This window comes from Phormidesmis priestleyi BC1401 (assembly GCF_001650195.1).
GTDB lineage: Bacteria > Cyanobacteriota > Cyanobacteriia > Leptolyngbyales > Leptolyngbyaceae > Phormidesmis_A > Phormidesmis_A priestleyi_B.
The window spans coordinates 1-13,455 of sequence record NZ_LXYR01000086.1 but is presented as its reverse complement, the minus strand read 5'-3'; the positions used below and the strand labels follow the sequence as shown (position 1 = coordinate 13,455).

At 46.0% G+C, this 13,455-nt stretch carries 14 protein-coding genes; 11 read left to right on the top strand and 3 right to left on the bottom strand.

Annotated features, from left to right (window positions below; genetic code table 11):
- Nucleotides 1-576 (top strand): transposase (locus A8707_RS24095; RefSeq protein ID WP_156518507.1); only part of this gene is annotated, 576 nt, incomplete at its 5' end.
- Nucleotides 577-700: 124 nt separating this feature from the next.
- Here A8707_RS24095 and A8707_RS24090 read toward each other — a convergent pair.
- Nucleotides 701-1,033: a four-helix bundle copper-binding protein gene (locus A8707_RS24090; protein WP_068819726.1), complete on the bottom strand. Its 333-nt coding sequence runs from the start codon at nucleotides 1,031-1,033 to the stop codon at nucleotides 701-703.
- Between the two features lie 439 nt (nucleotides 1,034-1,472).
- Here A8707_RS24090 and A8707_RS24085 point away from each other — a divergent pair, with 439 nt between their 5' ends.
- The 5 genes from A8707_RS24085 to A8707_RS24065 all read left to right on the top strand — a co-directional run bounded on the left by A8707_RS24085 (nucleotide 1,473) and on the right by A8707_RS24065 (nucleotide 8,428).
- Complete coding sequence (locus A8707_RS24085; RefSeq protein ID WP_068819724.1) at nucleotides 1,473-1,934, top strand: hypothetical protein; 462 nt, start codon at nucleotides 1,473-1,475, stop codon at nucleotides 1,932-1,934.
- 217 nt (nucleotides 1,935-2,151) lie between these two features.
- Nucleotides 2,152-2,844: a DUF305 domain-containing protein gene (locus A8707_RS24080; protein WP_068819722.1), complete on the top strand. Its 693-nt coding sequence runs from the start codon at nucleotides 2,152-2,154 to the stop codon at nucleotides 2,842-2,844.
- Nucleotides 2,845-3,045: 201 nt separating this feature from the next.
- Entirely contained in the window at nucleotides 3,046-4,695 is a 1,650-nt protein-coding gene (locus A8707_RS24075; RefSeq protein WP_074382574.1) for an efflux RND transporter periplasmic adaptor subunit, read from the top strand.
- Nucleotides 4,696-4,784: 89 nt separating this feature from the next.
- The gene (locus A8707_RS24070; RefSeq protein WP_068819718.1) at nucleotides 4,785-7,907 is read left to right on the top strand and encodes an efflux RND transporter permease subunit; all 3,123 of its coding nucleotides are present in this window, start codon (nucleotides 4,785-4,787) and stop codon (nucleotides 7,905-7,907) included.
- Nucleotides 7,908-7,930: 23 nt separating this feature from the next.
- On the top strand, nucleotides 7,931-8,428 hold the full coding sequence (locus A8707_RS24065; RefSeq protein WP_068819716.1) for a hypothetical protein: 498 nt from the start codon (nucleotides 7,931-7,933) through the stop codon (nucleotides 8,426-8,428).
- A 220-nt stretch (nucleotides 8,429-8,648) separates the two neighbouring features.
- Here the strand turns inward: A8707_RS24065 and A8707_RS29965 are convergent, their stop codons facing one another.
- Complete coding sequence (locus tag A8707_RS29965) at nucleotides 8,649-8,792, bottom strand: hypothetical protein (protein WP_231948438.1); 144 nt, start codon at nucleotides 8,790-8,792, stop codon at nucleotides 8,649-8,651.
- Nucleotides 8,793-8,929: 137 nt separating this feature from the next.
- Between A8707_RS29965 and A8707_RS24055 the strand changes: the two genes are divergently transcribed.
- From A8707_RS24055 to A8707_RS24030, 5 genes are all read left to right on the top strand, one after another.
- On the top strand, nucleotides 8,930-9,400 hold the full coding sequence (locus tag A8707_RS24055; RefSeq protein WP_231948429.1) for a DUF305 domain-containing protein: 471 nt from the start codon (nucleotides 8,930-8,932) through the stop codon (nucleotides 9,398-9,400).
- A gap of 267 nt (nucleotides 9,401-9,667) precedes the next feature.
- Nucleotides 9,668-10,150 (top strand): DUF2808 domain-containing protein, encoded by a 483-nt coding sequence (locus A8707_RS24045; RefSeq protein ID WP_068819713.1) that lies wholly within the window; start codon nucleotides 9,668-9,670, stop codon nucleotides 10,148-10,150.
- 11 nt (nucleotides 10,151-10,161) lie between these two features.
- Nucleotides 10,162-10,863, top strand: a complete 702-nt coding sequence (rppA, locus tag A8707_RS24040) for a two-component system response regulator RppA (protein WP_068819712.1) — start codon at nucleotides 10,162-10,164, stop codon at nucleotides 10,861-10,863.
- A 5-nt stretch (nucleotides 10,864-10,868) separates the two neighbouring features.
- Entirely contained in the window at nucleotides 10,869-12,203 is a 1,335-nt protein-coding gene (gene rppB / locus A8707_RS24035; protein WP_068819711.1) for a two-component system sensor histidine kinase RppB, read from the top strand.
- Nucleotides 12,204-12,264: 61 nt separating this feature from the next.
- A complete protein-coding gene (locus tag A8707_RS24030) occupies nucleotides 12,265-12,513 on the top strand; it encodes a hypothetical protein (RefSeq protein ID WP_068819710.1) in 249 nt (82 codons plus the stop codon).
- A 524-nt stretch (nucleotides 12,514-13,037) separates the two neighbouring features.
- Here the strand turns inward: A8707_RS24030 and A8707_RS24025 are convergent.
- Nucleotides 13,038-13,455: integrase core domain-containing protein (locus A8707_RS24025; protein WP_082906472.1), on the bottom strand; the 418-nt coding region annotated here is incomplete at its 5' end.

The window sequence follows — 13,455 nt, the reverse complement described above, 5'->3', positions numbered from 1 at the left end:
GGGGTGCAGAAGCAACGAGGCAGACCGCGCAAGTACGACGGCAAAGTTGACCTGACAGACCTCAGTCACTTCACCTTTGTGGAAACCGTGCAACCCCAGGTTGACCTCTACACTGCCCGATTGTGGCACGTCTCCTTGAAGCGGGAGATTCGAGTCGCCTACCTAGTTGACCGTCGCGTTCCGAACCGAGTCCGCACCTGCCTGCTGTTCAGTACCGATGTTGAGCAAGCCCCCAAGCAGATTATTCAGTTCTATAAATTGCGCTTCGGGATTGAATTTCTCTTCCGCGATGCCAAGCAGTTTACGGGTCTGAGTGATTGTCAAGCCCGTGACCTCTTGAAGTTGGACTTTCATTTCAATGCCAGTTTTACCGCCCTCAATCTAGCGAAGTTCGACGCGCATCCCCAGCACACCGGTCAAGACCCATTTGTATTCTCAATGGCAAGCGTTAAGCGTCGTGCCCTCAATCAACACCTACTTGAACGATTTATTGCCACCTTAGACTTGGAGCCAAGCTTGATTAAATCCCATCCCAACTACTCAACCCTTTGCGATTACGGCACTATCGCCGCCTAAAACTGTCCGAAGTATTGGTCAATAGGAGAGTCAAGTAAAGCGGGTAAGATGAGTCTTAAGGATGAGGAAGGGCTATCAGCCTCGCAGTTGAGGAAGACAGCCCGTTAAGTCGATGAAGCAGCGATCAAGAAACTCCTGCTAAATCTGCCACCTTGCGATATTCAGCAACGGCTTGACGACACGCTTGAGCACAACTTTGACAGTGAGGGCTATCGGTGTGCTTTTCGCATTCTGCCGCGCAAGCTTCACAGATTTCAATACACGAGTTGACAATCTGCGGAATAAAGCGCGATCCTCGACTGATGTAGGAAGCTGAAGACCAACAGCTTTGGGCACAGTCATTGCAAAGCCGCGCACATTCTGGCATATGAGCTAAACACGCATCCATGCAATGTTCACATTCATAAGCACAATGAACCGCAGCATCTAGAATTGATTGAGCGTTTTGATGAGCCATATTTTATTTATACTCCCTAAAGATTAAGCTACACTTGCCATTGATTAACTAACGTCTAACCCGTGCCAGCAGTTTTTGGAACAGGTAATTAATTGACATTACTGCCACAAATACTTGCTGCATGACTAATCTGACTTAAAACCTGGTGTTAAATCAGAGTTTTCAAGTGCAATGTCTCAGCTAATTAGTAACTTAGAGTAAACAGATACTGATTGCGTCTCTCTATCGATAGATAGACTATTTCTTCCTTTTTACGGAGATTCATTTCATGTTGATTTCATGTCTGTATGCGTCATTAAGTGATCTAAGCAGCGAGAGTACGATCGCAGCAATCAGCTTAAATTAATGCAACTGGTTGCGTCGCCTGATTGTTAGCCTTACAGATGATTACAAATTCATTCTAGTTTCAATAAGATTCTCTTTTTTCCTAGTATTAACTATGCTTCAATTGCAATCCTCATTAAAGAAGCTCTTATTACTGATCTTTGGAATCGCTTTTCCACCAAGCTTTGTCTGGGAAATGCTGCAAATGGTTGCTTATGCTCCTTTTGGTCAATCTGCTTTACAACGGTGGCTCTTCTGTGGGTTAGCTGCGATCGCAGATGCACTCTACATTACTGTGCTTTACTGGATCGGCAGATATCTAACGCATAATGCCGACTGGATCTTTGATCTAACGGGAAAGCGAATTTTTTGGATTGCGATCGCGGGAGTTATTAGTGCAACTTTTACAGAGCGTACTGCCTTAGCGCTTGGACTGTGGCAATATAGTGATGCAATGATTCAAGTCCCGATTCTGCAAGTCGGGATTATTCCGATTCTGCAATTTTTCGTGCTGCCGATCGTCACATTTTGGTTTGTTAAGAGGTTGAGTAAGCAACAAACTAAGCTTGATCTCTAGAATTTTTCAAGCTTCTTAAATTTCCAATACAGAATGGTGCTATTTCATGCTGATTTCATCTCAACATGCTGACTTGAAAAGGTGAAATGAATCGCCTATGTTACGCAAGTGCTAAAAAATTCTACTTAGAATTGGGTGCTTTGTCCTTGACTTTCCACCTAACTGGATAGTTCAAAATGAAATTGTAATGTCACTCTCTCGATTCAGGAACCATTGAATGTTTAAAACTGCATTACTCGGACTATCTCTTGGCGCAAGCCTGATGATTGCTGGACTCGTCGCCTGCTCCAATTCTGCTCAAACATCAACTCAGAATCCTATGGTGACAAGCTCTCCAATAGCAGGAATGGATCATGGTGAGATGCAGGGCAACATGGATCACTCTGCTCACTCAATGTCAAGCATGGATCTAGGTGCGGCGGATGCTGAGTACGATCTACGCTTTATTGATGCCATGCGACCTCATCATCGAGGTGCGATCGATATGGCAAAAGAAGCCATACAAAAATCGAAGCGTCCCGAAATCAAATCTCTCGCTCAGAACATCATTGTGACTCAAAACCGCGAAGAAAATGAACTACTGGCAAAATGGCGAAAGCAGTGGTATCCCAACGTGCCTCAAGAGTCTGTTGCTTACGATGCTCAAACCAATAAATCTGTACCGATGTCTACTGCACAGAAAGACAGCATGGCAATGAAGATGGATCTGGGTGCAGCAGATGATCAGTTTGATTTGCGCTTTCTCAATGCGATGATTCCACATCACGAAGGCGCGATCGTCATGGCGAAAGATACTCTGCAAAAATCGAAGCGCCCTGAAATCAAGCAATTGGCTCAAGAGATTGCAACATCACAACAGACAGAAATTGATCAGATGAAACAATGGCGCAAAGCTTGGTACAACCAATAGTTCTCTAAACTTTTTTCACTCGCTTGAGGAGAACTGAGCGATCGAGCATTCAAGTTGTTCTGTCAGAGAATTTAAGCAGACGGACTCAATTTCATCTCGATTTCATCTCTAGCTGACACACTGAACATTGAGCGCAATACTTTCGATTGATCCAACGATCGCTCTCTGCAATTTAGCCTACCGTTACACAGAAAAAACCGGATGAATCATTCATCTCATTCCTCATCTACGATTCGTCAGATCTCCAGCACATTATTAATGCTGTTGGTGCTAACGGCTCCAGTGCGCGTCCTGGCTCATGGAGGACATGGAGATGAGTTTCAAGGCGGTGGACAGGCAACTCAAGCCGCAGGAGCCGTTAAAGTAGATGCTCAGACTCAGGAGCGGACTGGCATTAAAGTTGAGACCGCGACGCGGCAGCGACTAGGCTTTGGAGTGAAAGCAACGGGACAAATTGAAGCGTTGCCGAGCAAGCGGGTGGAAGTCACAAATCCTACGGGTGGACAAGTGATTAAGCTATTTGTGCAGCCTGGAGATTCAGTTCAGGCGGGGCAACCTGTGGCGTTATTGTCTAGTCCAGACTTAGCAAATCTTCGGGTTGAATCGCTTTCAAAACGAGCCGAAGCAGAGGGAGATACACAACAGGCAAAAGCGGATTTACAACTGGCTCAGGATAACTATTCCAAGCAGCAGCAGATTGCCCAAGCGGACATTCAGCAAGCGAAAGTTGCTCTTAATTTTGCTCAAGAACGGTACGATCGCGATAAAGAACTTTCTGCCACAGGAGCTTTACCCCGTCGCACGGTGTTGGAATCTGAAGCGAAACTTGCTGAAGCTAAAGCTGCGTTTGCTAAGGCTCAAAGTCAATTGCCTGTCGTGGAGGCAACCGCGCAACTTAAGCGCGCTCAATCAGGCGTAGAGGTGGCACGATCGCGCGTAGAACTCAGCGATGCAGGCTATAGCGCTCGACTGCGGCAACTAGGTGCAACCGCAAATTCAGATGGAACCGTGACGATCGTCGCTCCGATTTCAGGAAAAGTTGCCGATCGAGAAGTCACACTCGGACAATCCTCGAAAGAGGCTGGATCGAAGCTGATGACTATTATTGATGGTCAAGCCGTTCTTGCGACTGCAAATATCTATGAGAAAGATCTCAATCAAATTGCTCAAGGTCAACAAGTTCGAGTGACGATCGCCAGCTTACCAAATCGTACTTTCACGGGACGCATTGCCGTGATTGGTTCGGTTGTTGAGGGATCAACTCGCAGTGTTCCCGTTAAAGCAGAGCTTGATAATTCTAGTGGTATGTTGAAGCCTGGAATGTTTACAGAAATGGAAGTGATCACAAATCGTACTTCCGTTTCAGTGTTGGCAGTTCCAACATCAGCGATCGTCGAAACTAATGATAAGAAAAAAGTTGTCTTTGTGCAGAACGGCGATAGCTTCCAATCTTCAGAAGTCACACTAGGACGAACGGCAGGTGACTTAGTTGAAATTACGAATGGATTGTTTGATGGCGATAAAATCGTAACGCAAGGGGCGACACAGCTATACACGCAATCACTGCGAGGCGACACCACAGCCCAAGCAAAGGATTCCCCTGCTGCATCGACAGCCAAGCCGCAAGCATTTGGGGAATTGCCCTGGTGGGTAATGATTCCGATAGCGGGAGTCGCGATCGCAGGTGCATTTTACGGCGGCATGGTTTGGACTCGGAAACGCGATCGTAAGCATTCACAATATGCGTCTGAATCTGAAACGGTTTACCTCGCTGAACATTCATCTAGTGGTCACAAAGATCGCTCTGTGCGGTCTGAGCAATCTAAGAATAAATCTGATTCGTTGAATTGAGCACTTGATTCGGATTCCTGTTAATTTCGCATTTATCTGACTTGATTAAATGTCGTTCGCTTTGATATGCCCTATCGGTAAGTTCTGTTATGCTCAATACCATCGTCAAATGGTCGATCGCGCAACGCTGGATTGTTGTTCTCGCATCAATTCTGGTTTCGCTGTGGGGCTTTCGTGTTCTCACACAGATGCCATTAGACGTATTTCCCAGTTTTGCGCCGCCACAGGTCGAGATTCAAACCGATGCTCCAGGGCTTGCACCTGAAGAAATCGAATCACTGGTGACACGCCCGATCGAAAGTTCCATCAATGGAATACCAGGGCTAGAATCGTTGCGCTCTGCTTCGGCAGTCGGAATTTCATCAATCAAGGCTGTTTTCAGTCCAGACACAGATATCTATCGCGCCCGCCAACTGGTAACAGAACGACTGCAACGCGCTCAAGGTTTACTACCTCAAGGAATTAGCCAGCCTGAGATTTTGCCCATCAATTCGCCTCTCGGTTGGGCTGTGAAATATGCTTTTGTCCCAGAAACAACGGATCTGATGGAGGTTTGGCGAGTCGTTAATTGGGACGTAAAGAATCGATTGCTGGCAGTTCCAGGCGTGAGTAATATCTTCATCTATGGTGGCGATGAACGACAATATCAAGTACTGGTTGATCCCAATAAGCTGAAAGCTTACAACGTTTCTTTAGCAGAGGTAACGAAAGCGGTTCAGAACGCGAATGTTAATGTTCCAGGTGGCTTTTTGACCACACCTGATCGAGAAATGTTAGTGCGCGGCATTGGGCGGATTGAGTCGATCGAGGGGCTGCGAAAGTCGGTGATCAAAGCAACAAACGGAACTCCGGTTTTGCTGGATCAGGTTGCAGAGGTGAAAATTGGGGCGGCTCTAAGACGTGGAGATGGACTATTTCGCGGCAAACGCGCTGTCATTCTTACGATCTCAAAGCAGCCAGATGGAGATACTCCTACCGTTGTGAAAGCCATAGAAGCAGCAATGGAGGAAATTAAGCCTGCCCTGCCTAAAGACGTTACGTTTACCAAAACGTTCGACCAAAGCTTATTTATTGAATCTTCAATTACCAATGTTGAAGAAGCACTTCGCGATGGTGTGATCATTGTTTCGATTGTTCTAATTCTATTTTTGATGAACTGGCGAACAGTGATCATCAGTCTCAGCGCGATTCCCTTGTCTCTATTGTTAGGACTGATTGTTCTTAACTTCACAGGACAGGGAATCAATACAATGACATTAGGCGGGTTAGTCGTTGCGATCGGATCAGTAGTCGATGACGCGATCGTTGATATGGAAAACGTCTATCGTCGATTGCGCGAGAACCAGGTTTCTCCCGATCCAAAACCACCGCTACAAGTTGTATTTGATGGTTCGGTTGAGGTTCGTGTTAGCGTCCTCTTTTCGACAGTGATCATCGCGGTTGTATTTGCACCGATTTTCGCGTTGTCAGGGGTTGAGGGACGCATTTTTACGCCAATGGGAATCGCGTATTTGCTCTCGATCGTTGCTTCGACACTGGTTGCATTAACTCTAACGCCTGCGCTATGCGCGATCTTGCTTGCCAATCGTCGCTTATCCAATTCCGAAACCTGGTTAGAACATAAAGTCCGCGAAGTTTATCGTCCTGCATTATCCTTCGCAATTCGTCGCCCAAAAGTGATTCTCAGTGCTGCACTCGCCGGATTTGTCGCCTCGCTAATCATTTTACCGGGACTGGGTAAAGTGTTTTTACCTGAGTTTCAGGATCGATCGCTTATCAATGAAATGACGCTCTATCCTGGAGCATCATTAGATGCAACCAATCGATCTGCACTAGCAGTGATGGATGCTCTAAAAGACGATAAGCGGTTTGATGCGATTCAATTTCGAGACGGTTTTGCTCAAGGTGATCCAGAAGTGGCGGGAGTTAATTTTGGTGAATTAGATGTGCAAATTAGCGAAGAGGGAAGTCGCGATCGCGAAAAAACGGTCGAAACACTCCGAAAAGAATTAGAAAAACTACCCGGTGTTGCCAGTAACATTGGTGGGTTTATTTCTCACCGGATTGATGATGTTTTGTCGGGGGTTCGTAGTGCGATCGCCATTAAAATTTATGGTTCTGAGCTAGAACAACTCCGCACGATCGGACAGCAGGTTCAATCTGCAATGAATGGCATTCCTGGCATCGTGGATCTTCAGCTTGAACCTCAAGTTCCAGTAAAGCAAGTTCAAATTCAATTTGATCGCGATGCAGCAGCGCGATATGGACTGAGCGTAGGGGAACTAGCGGAAACGATCGAGACTGCCCTTAATGGTCGCACTGTTTCGCAAGTCTTGGAAAAACAGCAAACCTTTAACTTAGTTGTATGGTTGCAAGACCAATCTCGTAATAATTTGGATGTGCTGAATAATTTGCTAGTTGATACGCCAAATGGACAAAAAATTCCACTAGGACAAGTGGCAAAAGTAGAATACGGAACAGGACCCAGCACGATCAATCGAGAAAATGTGTCTCGTTTGATTGTGGTTTCTGCGAATGTGAGTGGGCGAGACTTGGGATCAGTCATTAAAGAAGTGCGCGATCGCGTGGGGCAAGTTCAGCTTCCAGGTGGATACTACGTTCAGTTTAGTGGACAGTTTCAAGCTCAAGAGCAAGCTACACAGACATTACTGATTTCCGGCGCGGCTGCGTTCGTTGTAATTTCAGTGTTGATTTACTTTGCAGTCCACTCAATTCCTGCCACAATTATGATTATGGTGAACTTACCATTAGCCTTAATTGGTGGCGTAATTTCTGTTGCGCTCGGCGGTGGTATTCTTTCTGTTGCTTCGATGGTTGGGTTTATTACATTGTTTGGCGTTGCGACGCGCAATGGTTTATTGTTAGTTGACAATTATAATCATCGAATCGCTGCCAGGATGCCTCTAAAGGAAGTCATTGTTGAAGGATCATCTGAACGCTTAGTTGCTATTTTACTGACGGCTCTTTCTTCTGCTTTGGGAATGGTTCCCTTAGTTTGGGGAGGTGGAGCCGGAAAAGAGATCCTTCAACCTTTAGCAATTGTTGTTCTGGGAGGCTTATTCACCTCGACAGCACTCACGCTGCTAGTTCTACCCGCGCTCTATTCTCAGTTTAGGCGGTTCTTTATTCCTACTGCGGAAGCGATTACTCAAGACTCCGCAATACCCGTTCAGCAAGTTCCTCAACAATAATCTCAACACAAGGAGCAATATCAATGAAATCAGTTAAGTTAGTTGCGATCGTTCTAAGCAGTGCAGGGCTGCTATTTTTAGGAGCGTGTAGCAGTGGCGGAAATCAAGCATCTACCTCTACGAGTAGTCCCGCTGCATCTGCTTCAGCCTCTCCAGAAAGTGTTGCTTCAAGTTCTAGTGCAGCCCATGAAAAAGAGCATAGTGCCGGAGGCAGAAAAGGGCAAGTGGTTGAAGTCGGTGCGTACCATGTAGAGCTAGTTCCTGAAAAAGAAGCAGGTAACACTCACATGGATGTGTTCCTGCAAAAAGGAGACACGCATGAGCCAGTCACAGACGCAAGCGTAATGGCTCAAGTCAAAACACCAGATGGTAGCCAAAAGACTGTGGATCTCAAGTACGACAAGGAGGGAAAGCATTACACAGCGATCGTTCCTAGTGCAGCCGTAGGAGAGTACCAGGTTGCGGTTTTGTCTGACATCAAAGGTGAAAAGGTGAATGCTCGGTTTAGCTTTAAGCAGTAGCATTGTGCTGAGCAGATCGCTTCCCGAAGTTCCGGCTTCGTTTCATGCTGTTCTCATCTCTACCGCTTAGCTTAAAGGGGAGTATGTCTCACAGACTGTCGATCGAGGGTCTGTGTTCTTCTAGAAGCGAACGGTCGATGGGTCAAAAAATGCGCCGCCATAGTATGATCGGTTTGATAGCTGTTGCGGCAGTAGTAGCAGTTCGCAGTTCAGTGGAGAATCAGCCTGCGATCGCGCGAGATTCCCGCAGCCTGGAGAATATAAGATGTGGAGACAGTTCGATCGCGGCGGCAAGATGATCGTGGCTGATTTCTGGGTAAACGTACTGTAGCTTGGCGAATTTTTGAGGTGTGCGATCAAGCATTTTCGCAGGTATTTTTCTGACATCATAATATCAGTGCAGATCAATCCAACAAAAATCACACTTAAGAAACACTGCGATTTCATGTTAATTTCATTCTGTTGCTGATAGCATTCCTTTATGGAATTTTCAGTGAAAGCATGAGAAGCGAAAAAATGTCTACAGGCAAGTATGGAAGATTTGCTGCAATGGTCGCGACCTCTACGATCGTGATGTTCGTGCTGATGTACCTGAATACTTATCGCCTAGATCATATCTATTTCAGCGAGACAAGAGCCTACATGGCTCTGTTGATGGGCGCATCAATGGCTGGCATCATGCTCGGATTTATGCTGAGTATGTACAGAAACCGAAAAACAAACATTAGTATCTTCGTTGGCAGCATCATTATATTCGCTCTCTCGCTTTGGCTCGTCCGCAGCCAAGCAACGATCGGGGACGTTGCCTGGATGAAGGCAATGATTCCACATCACTCAATTGCAATCCTGACGAGTGAGCGGGCGAATCTCTCAGACCCACGAGTCAAGAAACTTGCTCAAGAAATCATTGCAGCGCAAGTCAGAGAGATTGATGAGATGAAGATGCTAATCAAAGACCTTGAGAACAAATAGACACAAAATCGCTGAATCACAGCCTAAAACACTTTTCACAATCCTACTTCCAAAACCTGCAATTGGCAGCTTGAAAAAGCGAAATCCCCGCAGCCTGAAAAATACAAGATGTGGGGACAGTTCGATCGCGGGGACAAGCTTGTAGTCGCTGATTTCTGGGTAAACATACTGTAGATTGTTGATCTGAACTGCGCGATCGCGCAGTTTTCGCAAGCTTTTTCTGACCAAACACGAATGTAGAACCGTCCAACAAAATCACACTTTAGAATGATGCAACGCTTTTTTCACGCAATTGTGTTCACCACATTACTCGCTTCTATCCCTTCGGCTGCATTCACACAAACACCGTCCTCCAAGGCAAGCTCAATTGTTCACAGTGCTGCTTATCCAAATCGAGTAAAGGTGGTGAGTGCAACTTATCGTATTGGCATTCAGGTTTCAGGCTCGCCGCTTTCTGGGATTCGCATCACTGTACCTGAAAATAGACCTGGAAAGTTTCGGATTGGTCAAGTTACGATCGCAGATAGAACAGGACAGCTTGTCCCTGCGAATCATTCATTTAATGGAAAAGAAGTGACGATCGCATTCGCTCAGCCTGTAATCGCAGGAACGATGATCGAAATCAATCTCAACAGTGTGAGAACTTCAGACCTGCTCGGTCGCACTTGGCTATTTCCGATTTATGGTAGAAGTATTGGATTGAATCAAGAGATTCCATTGGGAACAGCGCGAATTCAAACGTATCAGTAAAGGCAGCTAGAATGCGGATTCTACTCGTGGAGGATGAACCAGATTTGGGTACGGCGATCGAGAAAAAACTCACCCGCGATCGCTACATTGTCGATTGGACACAGGATGGTAATGAGGCTTGGGATTTTCTCACTCAAACCTACGCACAGTATACGTTAGCCATCATTGATTGGATGCTGCCTGGAATTTCTGGAATTGAGCTTTGTCAGCGATTACGATCGAAACAAAGTTCTCTACCCGTTTTGATGTTGACCGCACGAGATAGTATCGGCGATCGTGTCACAGGACTTGATGCTGGGGCAGACGATTATCTGGTTAAACCCTTCGGGATGCCAGAACTGTTGGCGCGTGTTCGAGCTTTGCAACGTCGATCGCCTCAGCTTCAAGCACAAACACTACAAGCGGGTTCACTCATGATTGACTATGGTTCTTCTAGTTTGATCATTCAGCACTCTCAAGGTACATCGACATCGAGCAACATCCCTCTCACCGCAAAAGAATTTCAGTTGTTGGAGTATTTGATCAAGCACGCGAATCAGATCATGAGTACCGAGCAGATTCGGAACCAGCTTTGGACAGTCAACTCAGAATCAGGAAGTAATGTTGTTGCTGCCCAAATTCGATTACTGCGTCGAAAACTATCTGAACATGGCATCGACGATCGCATTGAAACCGTTCATGGATTAGGCTATCGGTTTAACGTTACCCTGTAGCGAAGATGCACCAGAACAAACTGTTTAATCAAACTCAGCTCAAACTCGCCGCTTGGTATGCAAGCGTGATGGGCTTGATTCTGAGCATCTGCGGAATCGCGGTTTATCTACATATGGAACAGACCTATATCCAGGCGATCGATCAAGAAGTTCAAACCCTAGCCGGAACATTGCATGATAGCCTCGAGCCTGTTTTAGAACAACCTGGACAACTGAACGCAGCGGTAAAGCAAACTCTCCCCGGAATTTGTTTGGGGACAACGCCCTGCAAACCCTCTATTCCAGATTCGCACATTCATGTATTGGGCATCAATAATCGAGATCCTTACTATGTTAGATTTCTAACGGTCTCATCACAACTGTTAGCAACGGTCAATACGCCGCCACAGGTAAACATTTCACCTCAAGGTGAAACTTGGCAAACGATCGTCGATCGACAAGGACAGCGCTATCATCAGTTTTCAATATTGCTCAAAACCTCGACTGGACAACCGTGGGGCTATCTACAAGTTGGACGATCGCTCTCAGGTTACCACAATCACCTAGATTCACTCAAGGTCTTTCTCATTCTGGGGTTGCCGATCGCAATGCTGTTAATTGGAGGCGCAAGCTGGTGGTTAGCCGGACTCGCAATTCAGCCTGTGTATGATTCCTACCAGCAAGTACAGCAATTTACAGCAGATGCCGCCCACGAACTCAGAACGCCGCTCGCTGCGGTTCAAGCAACCGTTGAATCGACCTTAGAAGTAGAGGATTTAACCTTACCCGAAGCTCAGATGACCTTGCAAACGATCGAGCGTCAAAATCGCAGATTGTCTCAGCTTGTTCATGATTTGCTCATGCTATCTCGGATCGATTTCAATGCCCTATCGATGAAGCAACAAATCTGTTGTTTGAACGATGTAGTGAATGATTTAGTCGAAGAACTTGCAGCTGTGGCGATCACGGCTCAAGTTTCATTAACAACAGAATTCAAATCTGATCAACCGCTCTATGTGATGGGTGACGAAGAGCAGCTTTATCGATTGATCACAAACTTGATGATCAATGCGATTCACTATTCAATGCCTGAAGGATTGATAATCGTAAGATTGCTGAAAGAGGATCAAGCGGCAATCCTCCAGGTTCAAGACTTTGGTGTGGGGATTGCGCCGAAAGAGCAGTCTCGTATTTTCGATCGGTTTTATCGAGTGAATCGCGATCGCTCTCGTCAAACCGGAGGCGCAGGATTAGGACTCGCGATCGCGCAAGCCATTGTTAAAGCTCATCACGGCAGCATTCGAGTTCAGAGCCAAGTGGGTCAAGGAAGCTTGTTCACCGTTCGCCTTCCGCTTAAATAGACTAAAAGCTTCTGATCCTCGGTAGTATCGAGAAGAACTGCTGCGAATTCGGGAGCGCAAGTTGCTGACGAGCGATCGCGACTACCTGTTCTTTGCATTGCAGATTGACTACCCAGACAAGCTAAATCCAAGTATGGATGTCACAGCCTTTTGCGAGCGCTGGGATTTAAGCGTTGGCGATTTTTATAAGGCATTGGGGGATTTGAAGAACAAGGGGTTAGTCATGGACATAACTAACCCCTTGTTCTTCAAATCCCCCAAGCAACAGTCCGGACAGTTTCAAATCGCCAACGGTAGAATGCAGGTTTGAGCCTCCTCGGCGAGGTCAGATGCTGACTGTAGAATGCGGGTTTCAGCTTCTGCCTCGAAAATTGTCCGGACTATTGACCAAGAATAGATTGCGAAAAACGTTCCATGCTTAAAAAAGCAGAGTGGTCATTTTCTCAAAGCGCTAGTTGACCAGCGTCAAATTCAACTCCGCAAGTCACTTACAGAAGAGCGGCTTGATGGAAAATTCTGTCGATTCAGAAGTTTTTCGACAGAATCGCGCCATCTGAAGGTTTCTGTCTCACAAGATTTGAATCGACAGAACTATGGTCAATTGAACGCTTTGTGCTTGGACTCATCCTCTTTACCACCTCACATTTATAGCGGTTTGCAGCTCAATAGAGTACATCAGAAGTAGAGCAGTTGTCACTCATGATTTAGAGTGTGTTTGTAAATGAGTATTATGAAGTGGACCCCCAAGACTAGACAGTTTTCAGGGGATGAATAAGCTAGGGATTCAGATTCTCAGATCCATTCAGTTTCGTGTTCAAGATCTCAATTGCTTTATCACTCACTTCGTTTCTTTAGATTATCACAATACACTTGATTTGGTGTCTGATAATCTAATCCTTGATGTGGACGAACTTGATTGTACCAACGAAACCACTGTTTGACCTCTTGCGTTAAATGTTGACCATCCTCGAACGCTTTGAGATAAATCAACTCATACTTTAGACTCCTCCACAATCGTTCGATAAAGATGTTGTCGTGGCAGCGCCCTCGACCATCCATACTAATCTGAACTCCAGAGGCTTTCAGACAGTCTGTAAAGGCGTTCGCTGTAAACTGTGCCCCTTGATCCGTGTTAAAGATCACAGGTGGGGTGTAGTTGGATAAGGCTTCTTCCAACGCCTCCACGCAAAAGTGAACTTCTAGAGTGTTGGAGATCCGCCAGGACAAGACGTGACGACTATACCAATCCATC

Coding starts and splice junctions, on each gene's coding strand:
- A8707_RS24090 (WP_068819726.1), bottom strand. CDS start 1,033: ATGGCTCATCAAAACGCTCAATCAATTCTAGATGCTGCGGTTCATTGT.
- A8707_RS24085 (WP_068819724.1), top strand. CDS start 1,473: ATGCTTCAATTGCAATCCTCATTAAAGAAGCTCTTATTACTGATCTTT.
- A8707_RS24080 (WP_068819722.1), top strand. CDS start 2,152: ATGTTTAAAACTGCATTACTCGGACTATCTCTTGGCGCAAGCCTGATG.
- A8707_RS24075 (WP_074382574.1), top strand. CDS start 3,046: ATGAATCATTCATCTCATTCCTCATCTACGATTCGTCAGATCTCCAGC.
- A8707_RS24070 (WP_068819718.1), top strand. CDS start 4,785: ATGCTCAATACCATCGTCAAATGGTCGATCGCGCAACGCTGGATTGTT.
- A8707_RS24065 (WP_068819716.1), top strand. CDS start 7,931: ATGAAATCAGTTAAGTTAGTTGCGATCGTTCTAAGCAGTGCAGGGCTG.
- A8707_RS29965 (WP_231948438.1), bottom strand. CDS start 8,792: ATGCTTGATCGCACACCTCAAAAATTCGCCAAGCTACAGTACGTTTAC.
- A8707_RS24055 (WP_231948429.1), top strand. CDS start 8,930: ATGAGAAGCGAAAAAATGTCTACAGGCAAGTATGGAAGATTTGCTGCA.
- A8707_RS24045 (WP_068819713.1), top strand. CDS start 9,668: ATGATGCAACGCTTTTTTCACGCAATTGTGTTCACCACATTACTCGCT.
- rppA (WP_068819712.1), top strand. CDS start 10,162: ATGCGGATTCTACTCGTGGAGGATGAACCAGATTTGGGTACGGCGATC.
- rppB (WP_068819711.1), top strand. CDS start 10,869: ATGCACCAGAACAAACTGTTTAATCAAACTCAGCTCAAACTCGCCGCT.